16 protein-coding genes and 1 pseudogene are annotated in these 18907 nt (G+C 61.4%); 4 read left to right on the forward strand and 13 right to left on the reverse strand.

The window, feature by feature from the left end; genetic code table 11:
- Positions 1-271: 271 nt before the first annotated feature.
- Positions 272-1387 carry a hypothetical protein gene (locus LK535_RS07915; RefSeq protein ID WP_227771360.1) on the forward strand — a complete coding sequence of 372 codons (1116 nt, stop codon included), beginning with the start codon at positions 272-274 and terminating at the stop codon, positions 1385-1387.
- A 134-nt stretch (positions 1388-1521) separates the two neighbouring features.
- On the opposite strand, the gene LK535_RS07920 is transcribed toward LK535_RS07915, so the two are convergent.
- Positions 1522-1686 (reverse strand): hypothetical protein, encoded by a 165-nt coding sequence (locus tag LK535_RS07920; RefSeq protein WP_227771361.1) that lies wholly within the window; start codon positions 1684-1686, stop codon positions 1522-1524.
- A 1095-nt stretch (positions 1687-2781) separates the two neighbouring features.
- Between LK535_RS07920 and LK535_RS07925 the strand changes: the two genes are divergently transcribed.
- The 3 genes from LK535_RS07925 to LK535_RS07935 all read left to right on the forward strand — a co-directional run bounded on the left by LK535_RS07925 (position 2782) and on the right by LK535_RS07935 (position 7981).
- Positions 2782-3621, forward strand: coding sequence for a hypothetical protein (locus LK535_RS07925; protein ID WP_227771362.1), 840 nt, complete (start codon positions 2782-2784; stop codon positions 3619-3621).
- A gap of 590 nt (positions 3622-4211) precedes the next feature.
- Complete coding sequence (locus tag LK535_RS07930) at positions 4212-7154, forward strand: TonB-dependent receptor (protein ID WP_227771363.1); 2943 nt, start codon at positions 4212-4214, stop codon at positions 7152-7154.
- Positions 7155-7279: 125 nt separating this feature from the next.
- Positions 7280-7981 carry a TetR/AcrR family transcriptional regulator gene (locus tag LK535_RS07935; protein WP_227771364.1) on the forward strand — a complete coding sequence of 234 codons (702 nt, stop codon included), beginning with the start codon at positions 7280-7282 and terminating at the stop codon, positions 7979-7981.
- Positions 7982-8190: 209 nt separating this feature from the next.
- Here LK535_RS07935 and LK535_RS07940 read toward each other — a convergent pair.
- The 12 genes and pseudogenes from LK535_RS07940 to LK535_RS07995 form a co-directional block, all read right to left on the reverse strand.
- Positions 8191-8319, reverse strand: a pseudogene (locus LK535_RS07940) (S-adenosylmethionine:tRNA ribosyltransferase-isomerase); the annotation flags it as partial.
- A 272-nt stretch (positions 8320-8591) separates the two neighbouring features.
- Entirely contained in the window at positions 8592-9755 is a 1164-nt protein-coding gene (locus LK535_RS07945) for a site-specific integrase (protein WP_227771365.1), read from the reverse strand.
- A gap of 134 nt (positions 9756-9889) precedes the next feature.
- Positions 9890-12016 (reverse strand): hypothetical protein, encoded by a 2127-nt coding sequence (locus LK535_RS07950; protein ID WP_227771366.1) that lies wholly within the window; start codon positions 12014-12016, stop codon positions 9890-9892.
- 270 nt (positions 12017-12286) lie between these two features.
- Positions 12287-12532, reverse strand: coding sequence for a hypothetical protein (locus LK535_RS07955; protein WP_227771367.1), 246 nt, complete (start codon positions 12530-12532; stop codon positions 12287-12289).
- Positions 12529-12918 carry a hypothetical protein gene (locus tag LK535_RS07960; RefSeq protein WP_227771368.1) on the reverse strand — a complete coding sequence of 130 codons (390 nt, stop codon included), beginning with the start codon at positions 12916-12918 and terminating at the stop codon, positions 12529-12531. Before LK535_RS07960 ends, LK535_RS07955 begins: the two co-directional genes overlap by 4 nt.
- A 137-nt stretch (positions 12919-13055) precedes the next feature.
- Complete coding sequence (locus LK535_RS07965; protein ID WP_227771369.1) at positions 13056-13409, reverse strand: hypothetical protein; 354 nt, start codon at positions 13407-13409, stop codon at positions 13056-13058.
- Between the two features lie 71 nt (positions 13410-13480).
- Positions 13481-13762: a hypothetical protein gene (locus LK535_RS07970; protein WP_227771370.1), complete on the reverse strand. Its 282-nt coding sequence runs from the start codon at positions 13760-13762 to the stop codon at positions 13481-13483.
- Entirely contained in the window at positions 13759-14103 is a 345-nt protein-coding gene (locus LK535_RS07975) for a hypothetical protein (RefSeq protein WP_227771371.1), read from the reverse strand. Before LK535_RS07975 ends, LK535_RS07970 begins: the two co-directional genes overlap by 4 nt.
- A 498-nt stretch (positions 14104-14601) precedes the next feature.
- A complete protein-coding gene (locus tag LK535_RS07980) occupies positions 14602-15957 on the reverse strand; it encodes an McrC family protein (protein ID WP_227771372.1) in 1356 nt (451 codons plus the stop codon).
- Positions 15954-16913, reverse strand: a complete 960-nt coding sequence (locus tag LK535_RS07985; protein WP_227771373.1) for an McrB family protein — start codon at positions 16911-16913, stop codon at positions 15954-15956. The genes LK535_RS07980 and LK535_RS07985 overlap by 4 nt, the downstream gene beginning before the upstream one ends.
- Before the next feature lie 2 nt (positions 16914-16915).
- On the reverse strand, positions 16916-17551 hold the full coding sequence (locus tag LK535_RS07990) for a hypothetical protein (protein WP_227771374.1): 636 nt from the start codon (positions 17549-17551) through the stop codon (positions 16916-16918).
- Positions 17535-18632 carry a DNA-methyltransferase gene (locus tag LK535_RS07995; protein WP_227771375.1) on the reverse strand — a complete coding sequence of 366 codons (1098 nt, stop codon included), beginning with the start codon at positions 18630-18632 and terminating at the stop codon, positions 17535-17537. Before LK535_RS07995 ends, LK535_RS07990 begins: the two co-directional genes overlap by 17 nt.
- Positions 18633-18907 lie beyond the last annotated feature (275 nt).

Consider the following 18907-nt stretch of genomic DNA (forward strand, 5'->3'; position numbering starts at 1 on the left):
GAGGCCTTGGGTCCGTTTGCCGTGTCATGGGGTGAGTGCTGACTCTCGCGCATTCGGCGGGCGATCGACGAGCTTCAATGCGGATCAGACTCGGTTTGAACCGCCCCCGGTGCCGTGGTTCTGAGAGGATGAAGGCCAGTCCGACGTCGCAGCTTCATATCGACGTCGAAAGCAACGTGATTGCCTGCTTGCACCGGAGCAATTTCTATTGTTCGGCCAAGCCGCACGTGACTGCCGATCGGGTGGGGGGCACGAAAGTGAGGAGGGCACGTTGCGGAAAATTGCCATAGTCGGCCTGCATACGGCGCTGACGCCTGGCTTCAACGCGGCCATGTCGCTGAACGAGGCGCTTGGTTTCGAGGCGCACGGCTGCGAGGTTACGCTGTACTTGCCGCAAACGACTGGGCGAGATCCGCGCAACTGGCTGCGCCGCGCTGGCTACCGCAGCTTCGATGACCTGCCCCGCTTCGGCGGACGGTTCGACGTGAAGCCGCTTGCAGGGTTGGCCGACCTCAAACCGGCAGATGTGCTGATTTGGCAGACCTACAATGCAAGGGACTTGCCGCTGCTGTCGGAGCTTCGTCGTCCATCCATGCTCCGCACCAAGAACGTGCCTCGTGCGTTCACGGGGGAACGTGCCCGCGACTCCGCGCGGGTGAACGCGTATCTGAAGGACTTCGACCTGGTTGCGCTATCGCTGCGCGCCGACCAGCAGATCGTGCGAGCGAATTTCCCCGACCAGAAGCGTCGACTCCGCTATGTACCGCGTGGGTTCATCGCAGACTGGCTGGACGGCAACGGGCGTGGGAAGGTGCCTACGATCGGCCTGGACCAGGCCAAAAGCGCAGATACGGCCCGCGGCCGGGGTCACATCGCGAGGCTGGGCCAACAACTGCGCGGCCAATGGCCGGACCTGCGCTTCCTGAGTGTGCGCGAGGAGGTGGACACGCTGGGTAGTGAAGGAGTGCCGACGCTTCCGCTGCGCGACTATTATGACCGGTTTCTCAACCGGCTGTGGCTCTACATGCCGATCGACTTCGAGCACAGCGAGCACGTCAAAGGCTTGGCGCGCACTCCGGACGGGCACCGAATGTTTCTTGGCCTCTACGAAAACGAGATCGTCGAGGCGCAAATGGCCGGCGCCCTGGTGCTGGCGCGACGCGGTGACATACCGCGTGAGCTGCTGATGCTGCCAGCCGTATCGCAGGTAGAGAGTTACGATGATGAGGCGGCGCTGCTTGAGGCGGCGACCGCACATCTGGAAAACTTCGCGGCGCGTTCCCGGCTCAGTCAGGAGCGAGCGAGAGCCCGGCACAATCACCTTGAAATGGCACGCGCCTGGCTAGCCGCGTTGGACCTCGTGGCACGTGATGGGGCGCAGGCGTGACAATGTCGCCCACGGGGTTGGACAACATAGGATGTCGGGAGTGGCGACCGAACTGCTGGACCCAGCGATAACGAACGAAGCCTGCGTCTAATTGGCAGAGGATATGGAATCGTCGCGAGACCGGTATTTTGTACTTACCGGGTCTGCGTACAGGCGCGAGCAAGATCTACCGCCAGTGATCGATAGTCGAGCCGTTCCGGTACCTCGACGATGGCACAGCGTGTTACAAGCTGCTTGATCTTGGCGTAACGAGTGAACGGCTGATAATGGCGCTCTCTCTTGATGTAGTCGTCAATCATTATCGTGGTGCCTGCGGGAGCGTGTAAGAGGCTGGCGAGGGTGCAAGCCAGCCTGAAGCGGCCGTCCACAAGTATCAGGTCGGGCATGACCTGGTGCGTCCGCAGTACGTCCCAAACCCCGAGCGGATAGTCTGGCCATCGCCTGACCCCTGAGTTGTCAACGGGATTTCCCCACTCCTTAGTAGGACCAATATCCGCGAATACCGGATGAAACGTTGCTGAGCTCCTGTCTCTATCGAGAGCGTCGCCAACCGCTTTGAGAAAGATCTTATCGCTTTCCACGGAATAGACATCCCTGACGCCTATTCTGCCGGCAAGCCGCGTGCTTCCGCCCGCGCCATACTCAAGAAAGCAGCTCGACATCTCCAGTAGTTCGGTAAGCTTCTCTACCGCCTCAGGGGGCATGTGAGGGTCCGCCGGGATCTCGATTTCTGGCGCGATGCCCGGCGCTGTTATTCTATCGGCTGGCATGGAGATCCCTGTCTGACTTTGAAGTTGGCGCCCTGAGGTCACGCCAGGATTTTATACGTCCCATTGGGCGTGGTGCCGTCGTGAAGTGTTTTCTGGCTGCCCTGCGGATATCCCTCTGCTCGGTGTCCGCGCAACGCCGCAGGAAGGGAGCGGCGACGCGTCTCCGGAAGAGTAGGCACATTAGCCACTTTCAATCGCACGCGCATAGGCCGCAGCCCCCCCATCAAGCCCGTCAGCGCCGAGGGGCGCTGTCTTCCGGAAGACTGAGCTAGCGCCGGAGCAACCGCAAGTGGGGTGCTTTCGGCGGGGTCGTGCGTTGTGGCGCTTATGAGGCCGCTCATGAGCAATCCAGCGACCAACGCCTTGCGCCGCCGAGCCGCAGGATCTTCGTAGTGAACGATACGTTGAGCGGGGCGCCAGCGTCGCACTTCCCGACAATAGCCATTTGTCGTGGTGTGGCGCGCCATGACGCGGCTGCTATCGCTTGCGTCCAGGTCAGCGCCGACGGCCCGGCCGCATCCTCGACTGATTGAAGGGAGAGAGGGGCGAGTGGTGATTAGCCATTCTTGTGATGTTCAGCCGCCACGGGCTAAGCGCGGGGCGACGGATTATCTGGGCGACACGATGACATTGCGCGCGAACCTCGGCTGGGGACTGGCAGGCGGACTAGCTCTCGCCCTGTCTGGTTGCGCCACGCCGATTGCTCCCGTGCAGCCGCCGCCGGTTGTCGCGACGCTGCCGCCGCCCCCGCCGGTGATGCCAGCGGGTGGCTATATCGGCATGAAGATTCCGACCAAGCGCGCCGATGGAAAGTATTTCACGCCCAATCTCGACAATACCGACCAGGCCGCCGTCTGGCATCTGCGCAACGCATTGAACGTCGCCGCGCTTGGCTGCGACCAGGCAGGTGGCGGGGTGCTCGAGCACTATAACGCCTGGCTCAGGACACGTGCCGCCGCGATCGATCGCTACTATCAAGCCTATATTCGGGAATGGCAGGCACCCGGTTGGTGGGACTGGCAACGTGTCTATGACGACAATCAGACGCGCATCTACAATTTCTACGCGCAGCCGGCGATCCGAGCGGCCTTTTGCGCGGTAGCCCGTGAGGAGGTCGCGAAAGTCATTCAAGTCGAGGACGACGACCTACCTGCTTTTGCCCGAGCGGCGCTGCTGCGGCTCGACCGCCCGTTTGTCGAGTTTTACGCGGCATACGACGCCTGGCGAGACTATTATCAGCCAGCTCCACCTCCGGTGATCCCGCCACCGGTGGTGCGAACCATCGACGCACCTATCGTGGAGGCCCCGCCCGCCGCGGTCGCGACGCTGGGCGGAGATGACCTGGTGGCGGCGGACACGGACACATCGGCGGACGACACCAACCAGTCGGAGGCCAGCACAGAAACGTCGCCGGCTATCGCGCTCGGCGACGCTTCGATCCCCGCGTCCCCTCCGCCTCGGTGACAGATCGGCGTCTGTGGCACGTCGATGGCGAGAAGGCAGTGAACCACCGTCGATCATGATGGGTCGGACAACAGGTGCCGCTTCCCTGGCGATCACGCGGCAAAGCACGCGCTTCTCCCCCGCTCTTCCCGTGGCGGTGTTGATGTCATCATGTCGCGCAGACAAGCGCCCGCAATTTGGCGCGGCAGCCCTCGGTCAACAGATGCGCGATTCGATGGATGCGAGGCGGGCCAACGTAAGCTAGGTAGCTATGTTCGTGATGAGCTGGCGGCTCGCGTCCTTGTCAGCGGCTGAAATTTCAGCAGCCGCTGGAGCTAGCTACAATCCGCAGGGTTGCGGTCAGTTGAAGGCCAAGTCTGAGTAGGGGTGCTGGCGAACCGAGGCGCTCCTCGTCCGATGTCTCTCCATGGACGCAGCGAGCGCCTGACTATAAGCCTTTTCATAACGCATTATTGTTTTTTGAGACATTAAGGAAAAGTACTAATATTACGATTCTGATTTGACGTGGGCAATCATGCGACACAAGATCCGATCCGGACCCATTGGCTAGACCGGTACGAACCGGCGGCAAGGGCTCTGGGAGGATGCCAATGAAGAAGTTTGAGCTGTTCGGCGCTACCGCAATAGCGCTCTTCCTAGCGTACCCATCGATCGCACAGGCACAGGCACAGGCACAATCCTCGCCGCCTGCGCCAGCATCCACGGCGCAGGACAGCGGCTACGGGGCGGACATCATCGTTACTGCCCAGCGCCAATCGCAGACACTGCAGGAAGTGCCAATCGCGGTGAGCGCCTTTTCAGCCGCCGCGTTGGAGGCGCAACAGATCGACAACGCGTCCGACCTCCAGCTCACCCTTCCAAATGTGACGTTCTCAAAGGGTAATTTCTCCGGCTCAAGCTTTACGATCCGCGGCATTGGCGACTTGTGTGTTGGCATTTCCTGCGATCAGGCAACCGCCATTCACCTCAACGGCTCGCCATTGCTGGCGACCCGCATCTTCGAAACGGAATATTTCGATCTCGAACGGGTTGAGGTGCTGCGTGGGCCGCAAGGCACGCTGTTCGGCCGCTCGGCTTCATCGGGCGTCGTGAACTTCATCAGCGCCAAGCCGCGTACCGACAAGTTCGCTGCTACCGCCGAGGCGGAATATGGCAATTACGACTCGATCCGCGCCAAAGCGATGATCAACTTGCCACTGGGTGAAACGCTGGCGGTGCGCGTTGCCGGCTTCTACCTCAATCGCGACGGCTATACCCTCAACACCTTCGACAACAGCCGTATCGACGGGCGGGACATGTACTCGGTGCGCGGCTCGATCCGTTGGGAGCCCTCCATCGACACGACGGTCGACCTGCTCGCCTCCTACTTCAAGGAGGATGACGACCGGCTGCGCATTCAGAAGCAGTTGTGCCAAACCGATCCGACCGGCGTACTCGGCTGCCTCAACAATCGGCGCGACGGTGGGCGCACCAACACCAATTCAACCTTCACAGGTACGCTTGGCAGCCGAGAGTTTCTGTCCATCGCCTTTGGAAGCCCCGCGTTGGGCAACGCTCTTGGCCTAGGCAGCCTCTACGGGCCGGACGCTTATGCCGGCAACCCGATCCTCGATGATCCGCGCGAGGTCTACACGGCGTTCAACCCGACCTACAAGACCGACGAACTGACGGTACAGGGGCGGATCGAGCATAGTTTTGGCCCGGTCAGGGCGCAGCTAACCGGCTTCTATCACGAGACATCGGTTGATTCGTCGCAGGACTATAACCTCGGCGTCAGCAACCGCTCGCTGATCCAGCCGACGCTCAACACGCTGGCGGCGGCCGCGGCCGGCGGCGTCCCCGGCCTTCCCGCAGCGTACTTCCAGCCAATCGCTCGGGCGATAATTCCCAATGGGCCACAGGGCGACCTGTGTACCTCACTGCCCGAGAAGTCCGGGCTTGGCGTCTATGGCGGGTTCGCCCGCTGCGGCCCGATCCCCAACGCCTATGACCGTTCGGTGCAGAAGACACGGGACTGGTCGGCAGAGGCGATCATCTCGTCGAACTTCGACGGCTTGTTCAACTTCCTGCTGGGCGGGATTTATGTCGACGCCAAGGTTCGCGACGGCGACTACTACGTCAACGCCTTTGCCATCGATTACGTGACTGGAATTCTGGGCAGCGTGGGTGCGCTAGGTGCGGGGCGGGCGCCGGAATTTTCGGCAACGCCGTTCTTCCGTAGCAACACCGATCTGTTCCGTTTGAAGTCATACGGCATTTTCGGCGAAACCTACTTCCAGTTCTCGGATAGCCTGAAGCTGACGCTTGGCGCCCGTTACAACAACGACAAGAAGTTCGTTCGCTCGCGTTCGACGCTGGCGAGTTTCGCCGTGCCCTATACCCAGACAGGCAGCGCCTTCGATGCGCCGCGTGCAGCATTGTATGACGCCGATCCCGTTATCCCAGGTATTCAGCCTTATGCCGTACGGAATCGAACGTTCGACGAGATTACCGGGCGCGCGGTAGTCGATTACAAGATCACCGACGACAACCTGCTCTACGCCTCGTATTCGCGCGGGTACAAATCGGGCGGTTTCAACCCTCCGGTGCAGGTGCCCGGCCTTACCGTGCCTGATGCATTCCAGCCGGAAATCATCAACGCCTTCGAAATTGGTTCCAAGAACACCTTCGCTGACGGCAAGCTGACGCTGAACCTCACGGGATTCTACTACAAGTATAAGGGTTTGCAGCTCAGTCGGATCGTCGCGCGAACCTCGATCAACGACAATATCGATGCGGACATCTGGGGCGTGGAAGCCGAGTCCACGATCCGACCAGGTCCGGGCTGGGTGGTGAATTTTGGCGCAAGCTATCTAAACACCAAGGTGACCTCGTCTGCGCCGTTCATCAATCAGCGCGACGTGTCCGGTGGCAACCCGAACACCGTCATCATCAAGGATATCGGCAATGCCTCCAACTGCGTCGTCCTGGCGAACGCCGGCGGTGCGGCGGCCGCCCAGGCATTCGTTACCGCGGTTAATACTGGGCTCGGCCTGCGTGGGCCGCAGCCATTCCCGGCCGATGCCAATGTCGGTGCGGCGACCGGTGCCTTTGGCCTCTGCTCAGTGCTGACCGGGGCGGCCGCAAACACTGCTGGTGCGATTTCGGTGCTGGAGGGCATTGGGATCAGCTTGAAAGGTAATGAGTTGCCACAGGCTCCGGTGGTAAAGTTCTCGGCCGGCGTGCAAAAGACGTTCGAGTTCGCCAATGGCATGAGCCTCGTTCCGCGGTTCGACCTCACGTACACAGGGGAGAGCTACGGCAACATCTTCAACGGCCGCATCAATCGTATCGAGGGCTATGAACAGGCCAACGCTCAAATCCAGCTAAACGGGCTGAATGACCGCTGGTTCGTGCGCGGCTTTATTCAGAACATATTCGACAACAGTGCAACGACCGGGCTCTACCTGACGGATCAGTCGTCGGGCCTCTTCACGAACATCTTCACGCTCGAGCCTCGCCGCTATGGCATCGCAGCGGGCGTGAAATTTTGATCATCTGCTCCTGCCAACGTCCTGACGAGGCAGGTTGATTGTCTTGGATGGGCGGTGCCGAGAGACACCGTCCGTCCTGTCCCACCATGTTTACCTTGAGGCGAGCAGTGAGGCGTCGAGGTGTTATGGCTAAGTCAGCGATTCACGGGTCGCCCCACCCGATCAAAGCGCCCCGGCGAGTACCAACGTCAGAGCGGATCCTCGACGTAGCAGAGGAGCTCTTCTCCCGATACGGCCTAGCCGACGTGATGCTCAAAGACGTCGCTCAGGCGGCGGGGGTACATAACACGCTGCTTGCCTACTACTTCAAAGACAAACAGCACCTGTTTGAAACAGTGATTACCCAACGCACGCCGCGAACAAGCGAGCGCCGCATGGCGGCCTTGGCGTCGTACGAGCGTGAGGCTGCTGGCGAGCTAACCGTTGAAGGAATTTTGCGCGCATATTTGGATACCGACCCAAAGCCGGATGACTCCGGCTGGCGGCATTATGGTGCTTTGGGTGCTCAGCTGAATGAGCTGCCAGATAGCGGTGCCGCATTGATTGACGCGCACTTCAGTCCCGTAGTGCTGCGGCTCGTTGAGTTGCTGAAGAAGGCACTACCCGGGTGCTCCGACGAGGACATTCTCTGGGGATGTCACTTTTTGAGAGGCGCACTGATGCTCTCGCTCGCTCAGCCGTGTCCAATCAACAAGCTTTCAGCGGGACCGTCCAGCTGCGGTGATGTGGACGCGATCAGAGATCGGATGGTTCTCTTCATGGCTGCGGGGTTCAAATATGTTGCAGCGAACCGTGATCAGTCCAACACTCACAAAAGATCCGGCTAGAGCGCCTAGCTTGAGGACGGCACCCCGGCTGCTGAGTTGGTTTGGACGTTTGGCGCTCCCCTGCGGGCGCGAGGCGGTTGACCTCCATCCTGCGCCGCGGGGCCGGCGTTGGCGCTGCTCAAAAAAGGGGTTCAAGCGATCCAAGTTGCGGGCAACACAGATCTACTCTCTGTCGGCTGAGATCCGCGAAGCCACCCGCCGCAAGCATATCACGGCAGGAGCAGCGAGGCGTCTCCGTACGAGTAGAAACGGTAACCATTCTCGATCGCATGGGCGTATGCCGCTTGCATTCGGTCAAGCCCCATCAGCGCCGATACCAGCATGAACAGATTCTGAGATGGTCGTGAAAAGCGCTATAAATTCAACGCATTTAGCATCTTTCGCAGGAAGCTTTTCACCTCTCCTAACGATCACCTAATCGCGCGCGAGAGTGTGATCCGATCCCGTCCTAGCCAACGCGCTTTGGCTGGACCGCTCCACGAAAAGCCGCCTCCCATCCGCCTCACGCGACCCCCATCGTTCTGAGTCCTGCACAGCTGGCGGCGAAAAAATGAAGGGTGCCGGCCCCTCAAGCGACGACATGTCACCTGAGGGGCTGGCGAGTTGATAATCAAGCGCTGTCGTTCCAGCCGCTGACCGCCGAAGCGGCGTTCGCAGCCTTGTGCAGCGTCTCGTTGGACAAATGGGCGTAGCGCATCGTGGTGCGTGGTTGGCTGTGCCCAAGTATCTGACCGATCACGAATAACGACTGCCCTGCGTTGGCCGCATTGCTGGCCATCGAGTGGCGCAGGTCATGCACGCGAACGTCTGGCAGTCCTGCTGCCCTTCTGGCGCTGTCCCACGAGTTGTAGAACGAGGCGAGCGGCTTCAACGTCTTCGGGTTCGGCAGTAGGTACGGGCAGTCCTTGTACCGAGGCAGCGCTTTGATCACCGCGATCGCATCCTCGCTTAGGGGCACGTGCCTTGGCTTGCCCGTCTTGCTGGTCGGAATGCGCCACAGCCGCTGATCGAGGCGGAACTCCTCCCACTTCGCGTCGAGCAGTTCGCGTTTCCGGCAACCGGTGTGCAGCAGCAGCGCCACGATCGGCGCGAGCATCGGGTTTGGGCTGTTCTCGACCGCACGGCGGAGGCGTTGCGTCTCGGCGGCGGTGAGGAAGCGCTCGACCTTGTTGTTGGGGTCTTTCTGCTTCAGCCCGTCGAGCGGGTTCACCTCCGAGCCCGCGATGCCCCACACCTTCGCCATCCGCAGCATGTGCCCGAAGATCACCTGCCACCGGTTGACGGTCGCCTGCGCGTAGCCCTCTTTGACCTTGCCTGCGAGCCATTCCATGACCTCGACGCGATCGAGCTGATTGATGCGCTGCTTGCCGAAGCGGGGAAGCAGGTGAAGGCGGAGGTAGCGTTCATCGATGTCTGCGCTCTTCTTGTATGAACGGACGTACTCAAGGTAGCGGTCGGACAACTGGCTGACAGTCGGAACGGTGCGTGCGACCTTGCGCTCCTCCTGAGGGCTTTTGCCCACCACGACCCGCGACTGAACGCGGATCGCTTCTTTCTTCGCTTCCGCGAAGGTGAGCTGGGACACGTTGGCGATCTTGAATTGCCGCTGCGTGCCATTCGGATCGCGATATTTGTAGGCGTAGGTCTTGGTGCCGCTTGCATGAACCTCGACGATAAAATTCGAGATCGTGGTGTCGCGATACACCTCTTTGGCCTTCCCCGGCGGGCAGGTGAGCGTCTGAACGGTGAAGGCGTCGAGCTTGATGACCGGCATGATGATATCCTTTGTTCGATGGTGAATGAGAGAGGACACGGGAAGCCGATCCCGGAACCTCGTTGCTGAGGCTCCGGGTGGACGGCGGCGGCGGGTTCGATTGATGTTGCCCCGCGAGGGCGCTCAGGGCTTCGTCAGGGCACGTTGAAGTCGATGGGTGTGGTCCAAGCCTGTTCGATCACAGGGCCGGGTTTCTCGGCGAAGAATCGCGGCTCGGGCTTGTCGAGCGGCTTGCCGATCCGCTTCACCGCCCAGGCCTTGCGCTCCGAATGCGGTGCTTCGACAAGCTGCAGGCCGGCGACGATCCGGTTCTTGTTGCGGGCGAGGTATCGACCGAACTTGGACTGGTTGACGTACCCACGTTCGACGCAAGGCAGCTCCATGACGGCATCGTGGAGGTCGCTGTTGTCGTTGCGTTCGACGTTGCTGAGCACCTGACGCACCATCGTGGAACGCTCACCGAACGTAGCATTCCAGGCACGCAGCAGGTCGGCCAACAACTCGGCGTCGGGATCGTGCGAAATTTGCGCGATCAAGCTGGACGCGGGATCCGGCTTTCCGAGCCACATGAGGCTGTGACGGCAGAGTACCGACCATTCCTCGAACCCGACCACGTTCGGCACGTCAGACATCGGCCGGCCAGCCGCCTCGAAAGCCCGCACGATCGTCAACGCATCGCTGACATACCGACCACGATTGCGGCGGACTTCCTCGTCGGGCTTGCCGGTGAAACTACGCATCGCAGCCGCCTCGGTCTGTGGCAGCAGGTAGATCGACGCCACCCGTCGACCCATGTCGCGAAGAGGCCGAATGTTGTTGCCGGTCCCGATGACCAAGCTCGACGCCGGTGCCGTGACGACACGGTTGGTACCGAGCATGCGTTCGCTGACGGTGCCGCTCGTCAGCATGCGGTTCATCGCTCCGTGAGGAAGCCAGTCGCCGTTCATGTCATCGAACAGGACGACGGCCGGCTTCTCCAGCGCGATCGAGAGAACGACCTTCGCGGCTTCCTCGTTGGTGGCGGGATAGCTGATGTTGCGTGGCAGGCCGGGGCCGGCGAACGGCGCGATAACGGAAGCGAGATAGCTCTTCCCGCTGCCCGGCGACGAGGCGGTGATGTTGAACGCAGGTGCGAGTGGCAGATAGTCGCGGATCGCCGCCGTCAACATCATGCACAGCGTACCTGCGCGATCTGTGTCCGCCTCGAACTCGAACTCCCAGAGCAGGGCGTCGAGGCGTCCAAGCGCCGCCATCGCATTCTCGCGTGTCGGCTCAGGTAGGTCGAACTCGGCCGGATCGAACGCGGCGTACACGCCCGAAGCGGCGTCGTATCCAGGCATCTCCACCAACCCGCTCCGATCACGTCGAAGGAAAGGCTGGCGAGCGAAGCCGCTTAGCTCTGGGAGGACGCCGGAATTCTGTGATCGCAGAAGCGTGCTGACGATGCGGGGCGGAACATCACAGCGGCGCCAATCCTCCTTGCGCCCGTCGAACCTCTCCCAGTCCGATCCGCTCGATAGGTGCATGAACAGCGACTGCTCGCTCAGCTGCTCGGACGAGACGTCACCTGTCTCACGGTCGATCCTGACCTGCACCAGCACGCCGTTCGACCGGAACACATCGCCCCGATCCGCCAGAACTTGCTCAGCCGCCGCGACAAGACGGTGGGGCTCGCCATCCTTGATGCGGATGCGAGGCTTGCAACGTGCGTCCATCCGATCGATCCCGAACTGGTCAAGGAAGGCACCGATCGAGCGGACGGCATCGTGCGTGCAGGGACAGGCAAACTCACCCAGCGGCGCATCGAAGGTGGGTTCGCGGTAGATCGCCAGTCGAGTGTCGCCCGCAGCGTGTTCGCTTGCCCAAGGGCAGGAGATGACATGCTCACCGTTCCCGCCATCCAAACGGTAGAGCTCGTTTAGCTTGAGCGCCGAGACGACGGGATTGGTCGTAGGTGCCGGACGGTACAGATCGTCACCACGTCGCGTCAGGCGGGGCAGAGAGGCATCCTGTCGGGCCGGTTTGGTCGAAGGGGGCAATGGCGGGGAAGCCTGGTCGAGCTCCCCCTTCCCACCTTCACCCCCTTCGTTCCCGCCGGTCGCGTCAACTGCGGCGGCAGGCACGGGTTCGTCGGTCGTGGTCGGATCGCTGGCATCAGCATCCTCGCCGATCTTCGGTGTCGAAGGGGGCAAAGAGGGGAAGGTCTCATCGACCGCCGGTTCGTGGCCGGCGGTGTCGGTAGTGTTGTGGTCGTAAGTCAAAGTCGTAGCCTATCAGTCGCGAACGATCGCTCGTTCGATGGATTCAAGGCTTACGTCTGGAAGGGCACGGCAGTCCGGTCGCTCCAGACGCAAGCCCACGATGCCGAAACCAAAGTCCCGGCGGGATTGTGTCTGTAGAACAGATGCATGCGATCAGCGCCGGGGTTAGCCGGATGAAAGGGCACCTGCGATAAGCGACTCAGGTAGATGGCATACTCCGATGCCCATCTGCCGGTCAGGAGGGCGCTCATACGATCAAACCCGGCCGTGTCAACGGCGGCCGGACGTAACGATCGAAGCGACCGCCAGCAGCGCGATCGTGGACAGGAACATGACGGGGTGGTTCTCGATCAGGATCACGAACACGACGAGCGCCGCCAACGACAGCATCTCTCGCGGACGGGTAATCGCTCCGATTACGATGGCGAGTGCGACAAGGAGCGCCACCGCCGCCATCACCGCCTTGACCACCGCGAGGATCACGCAAGCGCCAAGCAGGTATGCCAGCGCCTTCATGTGAAGCTCCGGCACAGCGAGCGTAAGGCAGGCAACGTGCCGTCGGCATCCTGGATGAACAGCACGTAGGCGAAGGTGCTGCCGAACGTGACGATCATCTCGAACCAGCCTTCATGCCGTTCCAGCCAATCCCACGGCGGCTCGAAACCGTGTTGGCCAAATCGGATGCCGTCGATCGGCTCCACCAGGGGGGAGAAGCCCACATGGCAGATGATATCTTCCTCCGTGTCGCCGACCTCGACGACGAGGAACTCGGTCTGGGAAATGAGATTGAACTCGCCCGAGATGAGCGCATCGATGCGACTGCTCAGGAGCGAACGTAGAAGTGGATCGGTAACGAACGGCAACGCGCCCGTCATCGACGTATAGTCGTGAAGATGAAGCATCTGTGATCTCCGAAGGGCATGAAAAAACCCGCTCCGAGACAGGCTCGTGCGGGCGGCGGTTTCGATGATTTGCTTGGTTTGTGTGTTCAGGAGAGGCCGCTGCGGGACTATCCGGGCCGCTCTACCTGCAGACGGTTTTAGCTTGGCAAGGCCTCGACTGTTTCGACGGGATCGGCATCGTCGCGCAGCATCGTCAGCAGTTCAGGTACGATGCCGTCATCGTCGGGGACCAAGAGCACGGTGGCGTCGCCTTCATCGCTCGTGACGATCGGGGCTTCGAAGATACCGTCGTGTCTCACAACCCATTCCCACGGAGGGAAGTCGCGATCAATCGGGAAGCCGACGGCAGCCTCGATCGCCTCCTTGCTGTCGCCGGGGTCAACGATGATGAAGGCGGCGAAGTCGATCAATTCGCTTCGGAGGGCGAGAACGTGGCGCAGGCGCTCGGAAAGAAGCACCTGAAGTGTTACGGTTGTGTCGATGATGAGCATGTGATTATCTCCAAACAAAAAAAGCCCCCGGCGGTGAGGCTGAGGGCTGGACTGGCGTGAGGGGTAAGAAATCACTCGATTAGGTTGGCCGGCTCTGTATGGTTGTCCTCGACAGACTTCTGCTTGGACATGCGAACGATCGCGACAACGCCGACGACACACAAAGAGATCATGACCGGAACGGGATATTCTTCAATCAGGGACCAGGCACCAAACAATATCAGCAGTCCGATTGTCTCTTTTGGTCTGAAGATCAGCCCCGCGATGAGCAAGCCGACGATGACCATCTTGAGCAGGGCCGCCGCCATTGCGAAAGCGACAAGTGCGAAGATGAACCGCGCTGCGGTGCTCACTGCGAATTGGCCTGGTTTTCGTCACCCGCCTGATCCGCATGTATCTCTCGGCACATGCTCGGCGCTATTTCCGCGATACCGAAAACGTCCCAGCCTTTGCTGGTGCGTTCAACATAAGCCTGCTGATCGCCGGTGTAGCCGCCCATCGAGTTTCGCGCGTTTACGGTAAGGCAGCCCTTCTTCGTCTTGTCGTTGAAGTAGAAGTCGCCGAATTTGGCCGAGTCAGGGTCTTTGAGGCTCTCCCGAACGGCGGCTTCGGCACCGCTCTTGGCGCTGCTGCAAGCGGTCAGCGGCGTGACGAAGGCAAGGGCCAACATCACGCCCAGTGGCGTGTTGCTCATATTTCCTCCTGTTGATTTGTTTGGACGTGCAGCATCACGCCACACGCTGGTGCGCTGACGTGACGGATCGATGCTGTCATTGTGATGCCGCCCCTAGCGGAGCGACCTTCGGCTCAACCTCGTGCCGCCCCTATGTTCCTCTCGGGGCGACGGCCGAAGCCGGATGTTCGAAACCTGACCGTAGGCACAGGCGCATGCGCCTTTACCGTTGCCGGCTGGACATACGCGCATGCCACCCGGCCTCGAACATGCGTTCGCGACCGAGTTCCTACAGCTTGAGGTTTCGACGCCCCGCCCCCCGGCTTTCACGGAAGGCGCTGCGATCATGGTCAGGCTGGTCAGCGCGCGCAATACCCTTTACGTGAGCTGCACACGCCTTGTGGCCCTTCCACTATAAGGTGGCACGGATTGCGTGTTTGTTCTTCTCGCCGGCTAGGACAGCGTCGGATTGCAGTTGAGGGCAGCGCAAGCCGAAGCGCCCAAGCTGTCTAAGACTGCCTAGGCAACCTGCAATCGAACGGCATCGCAGAACTCTTCCTCTGCTGCTTCCAGATCGGGACGGGAAACATCAATCGTACCGCGCAGGATGCGGAGCGGTCCGATTTCGCCCACCTCCTCTACGACCGCCATCCGGCCGCCCGGAATAGCCGGATATAGCGCCATGACCTGGTTGCATTCGAACCGCGCAGCGTAGCACGCCAACTGGTTCATGACCTCGCGGGCGGGGACAGCCGATCCCTGTCGGTACTTGACGTCGATCAGCATGCGAGCCGTGCCGCTGCGCTTTATGACGATGTCGGGTTCGGCGGTCGAAGCATCAGCCGATGGCACCCCGCTGGTCGTGAAGAGCGGCATCTGGGCGCCCGCCTCCCCCTGCACGTTGCCGTCGAGGACGCGATAGCCGGCGCCGAGCCGTTGCCGGAGCACGTTTCGGCAGTAGCCCTCGAACACGTGGTCCATGTTGATCAGGGCTACCGCGGCGTCAGCCATGCCGTCCTCGCCAAGGAGGCTGATACCAAGATCGGCCACGAGGTAGCCGGCAAGCGTCAACGCCGGAGCATAGTCGCCGTGCTGTTGTGGGAGCCAAAGGATTTGACGACCGATCCCCTCTGGCCGGACCTCCCATCGCGTGGGTCGTCCCACCCGCGGCAGCCAAGCGCGCAGCTCTGCCAAACTCGCGGCACGCGATGGTGCTCTCCCGGTTGCACTGTGGTAGCGGTGAATGAGCCGGTCGAGGGCGAGAGACAGGATCCGATTAGATGCACAGTCGAACGTGCGTTCGTATCGGGACGACACAGCGATCGGCGTTCCGGCGATCCTCGTTCGAATTAAGCTGCGCATCGGGTCTAGCCGGCCCGAAGGACTGGTGCCGACGTGTTCGCGTTCCATGTAGCTCTTGAGCAGGCCTTGGTCGCGGACTGCGCGCAAGGCGGCGATGAAGCCATCTGCGAGGACGTCCATGAGCGACGCAGGGCGCTCGTTCGTCTCCGCGTACCGCCGACGGTAGGTCGTGAGCGTCTTGAAGGCGTGGGGAGGAAACGTTGCCTTGTCGATGATCCGCTCTAGGTTCGCAACGGGTACCTTCGTGCGAACCGCAAGCGTCACGCGGTCGTTAAGTGGAATGTGGCCGATCCAGCCGTTGCTGCGGATGGTAAGGCCGCCTTGCCTCCGATTGTATTTGATCTCCACCAATGCCTTCACGTCGTCGTAGAGATCGAGCGATCCATCGAAGCGGAGCACCCCCGCCGGTAGTGGGACGTCGGTGTGCTCGGTCGTGCCGATCTGCTTTATAGCGTTGTTAGCATCGCGACCGGTCGCTCTGAACAATTCGGAGAGGGCTCCGAAGCCGGTCATGTTTCCTCAGCCACTGCACCATCGGCAGCCGGCGCAGCTGTAGGTTGCGGTTCTGCGACAACGACCTCCCAAGCGGCCGTGATCCTTGCGATGGATGCCGTGTCAAGGCCTGCGGCGCGTCGAACTGTGGGCAGGATGCGCAGCGCCCAGACGTCCCGCGCCGCCTGCCGATCTATGCATTTCAGGAAGTAGGCGTGTCCCAACCGCAGTCGTTCATTCCGCTCCTCGTTTAGCTGAACGAAGAACGTCGCGAGTGCTGCCGTGAAGACCGGGTCGGCACCGGCCTTCTGAAGGACGTTCTGGAGGACGGCAACGTCTGGGCCAAGGTCGATCTGGGCGAAGCGGCGCTCGAGCGCCACGTCGACGTCGTCCACACCCCTGTCCCAGGGGTTCATCGTGCAGATGAGCGTGAGGTTTGCGGGCACGACCATAGTCTCGCCTGAGGCCGTCCGGAACTCGGTTCCGCGCTTGTCGCGTTCGATATAGGTCAGCGCTTCGCCGAACACCCTGATGACGTCGGAGCGGCTGAACTCGTCTATCACCAGCACGAACTGGCGCTCCGGCTGCCGCCCGGCGTCATCGCAGACTTGGGCGAAGACCTTCGCCGTAGATTCAAACACGCCCTCTTCGTTCGGTCTAAAGCCGTAGACGAAGTCCTCGTACTGGTAGCTAGGATGAAATTGGGTCGAGCGGACCGCTTGCCAGTCGCCGGTGAGTTCGACCGCGACCTGCTGGGCATACCAACTCTTGCCGGTCCCCGGAGGACCGGAGAGGATCACGCCCGCGAACCCAAGTTCGATCGCTCGTCGGGTTAGCTCAAGCACGCGGTCGTTCGGCGCCAGCAGGGTTGACGCGTCCGACAGCGGTGGGAGGTTCGATGCCGCTGGCGCGAGCGCGCCAAGCCCAAGATCGTTGAGGGAAAGATTGCGGACGGCCTTGTCAGAAACACGGGCCATGATCAGGCGCCTACCGGCTCGAAGTCGTCAGCTCCGTATTCCGCAGAATCATCCTCAAAGAGAGTGTCGAAGGTGCCCTGTCCTGTGGCGTCACCATCCATTCGCAGCCATTCCTTGAACGCTGCGACCAGTTCGCCCGGGTTCTGGGGATCGATGGAAAGGGCGTAGTCCCGCAGCAAGAAGGCCGCGGTCGCGCCCGCTGGTAGACGTCGGCCGTCGAGCATCGCGGACAAGGCCACGCTCGCGTGGTTTGGCTTGAAGCGGTAGGTGATGCCGCTGGATGTGCGTCTCGACTTGGCGGTACCTACCACCTTGGCAAGCGTCTGTCCGGACCTGATCGACTCAGCCGCGTACGAGCCCGCTGAGTTGGCGTTGTCCAGCTTTGGACCACGACCCCGGCTGCGGAAGGCTTGGATGAACGGTCGCTTGTCGGGTGCGCCGCCTACCCGGAGGTATGAGAGACGCGCCTGGTTCAGCGCGGCCGAGTCCACGTGAATTCTTTGCGCAACACCAAGATGGTGCAGGAGCAGATAGCCCGGGAAGTGTTCGTGCGATTTGCGTTGGCTCAGCCGATGGATGGCTGCAATAACGGCGGGCAGAGTTAAGACATATCGCTGCTCGTCAGGTTTCGTCGCCAATCCCAGTCCCCTCGCCGCTGAACCGCGAATCGAGGTCTACACCAATGGCACCGAGTCCGACAGCCGCTGCCGCCCGCAACGTGGTTCCGGTGCCCATGAAGGGGTCGAGCACGATACCCGGCCGGAAAGGACCGTCGTCCTCCCGCGTCCAACCCGTCGTGATCCGCTTTGCGAAGGTGAATTCACGAAAGTAGCCGCCGAGAACTTCCTTTGCCTCCGCGGCGAGCAGCTTGACCTGGGCGGTGTTGCGGCCGGTGCCATTCTGCACAAGCAACGCCTTGCCGGCGTCAGAGATGCCCGTGGCTTGTATGGCAGCCAAGTGTGCTGGTGTTAGGTTGTGCTGCTTCGCTAGCTCCATTGCCCTCCTCGCCTGCGGACGTTCGGGATCAAGTTCGGTCGTGCGCTGCACGATACGTTCGCGGGGCTGACCGGTTGCGATGGAGACCTGCGGGGGGCAGGCCAGCGCTAAACAGCGATCCACCAGTTCTTCTGGAAAGGGGGCAAGATGAGCGCCAGCATCGCGCCTCAGTCCAATCCGCCAGACATCACTCGGACCCGTCCCGTTGCCGTACTTCTCGGCGTAGCCGAACTGGTCATAGTAGTACCCGCGGCGACGTTGCACAAAGTGCAAGATGTATTCGTGACGGCTCTTGAGCCGATCCTTGGCCGGATCAGGCATTCCCCCCTCTTTGACCCAAATAATCCGGTTTCGCAGAATCCAGCCGTCTGCCTGCGCGGCGATCTCCAAGCGGCCGGGGACACAGGCGAGCGAACCACTATGGTATGTGTCGCCGATGTTGATGAAGACCGACCCCCATCGGGGCAGGATGCGACGCCACTCCCGCATGCATCGAACGAGACGCTGCACGAATTCGTCGGGTGTGGCCTCCTGCCCAAGCTGGCCCGCCACGCCATAGTCGCGCTTCTGCCAGTAGGGTGGTGACGTGACTACCACGTCCGCAGCGCCTGCGGGAAGTGGGATGTCTCCGGCATCGCCTACGATCCTGCGGAGTTCTGGGACCGCCGCCGGCAATTCCTCACTCGTCCAATCATCCGCAATCTTGATCTTGAATCCTGCCATCGCCTCGTACGCCTGCAGGCGCGCCCCTTATCCACGTTGCCGTCTGAACAGACATAGCTACCTTCGCTGCGGTCGTCGAGGGCCATTTGCTCACAGTGTACTTTTCGCGATAGGTTGGGAGTGAGGCGGCCGCTGCGTAATCCCGAAGCCGTTCCACAAAGCACGTACGTTCACCCCACCCGCTGACCCCGTTCGCACCAGCACGTCGCCGCTACCTCGTAGAAGTGCCATAATTAGGTGGTGCCGCTTGCAGGGCGCGAACCTACGACGCCACC

Source organism: Sphingomonas sp. IC4-52 (genome assembly GCF_020707225.1).
GTDB lineage: Bacteria > Pseudomonadota > Alphaproteobacteria > Sphingomonadales > Sphingomonadaceae > Sphingomonas.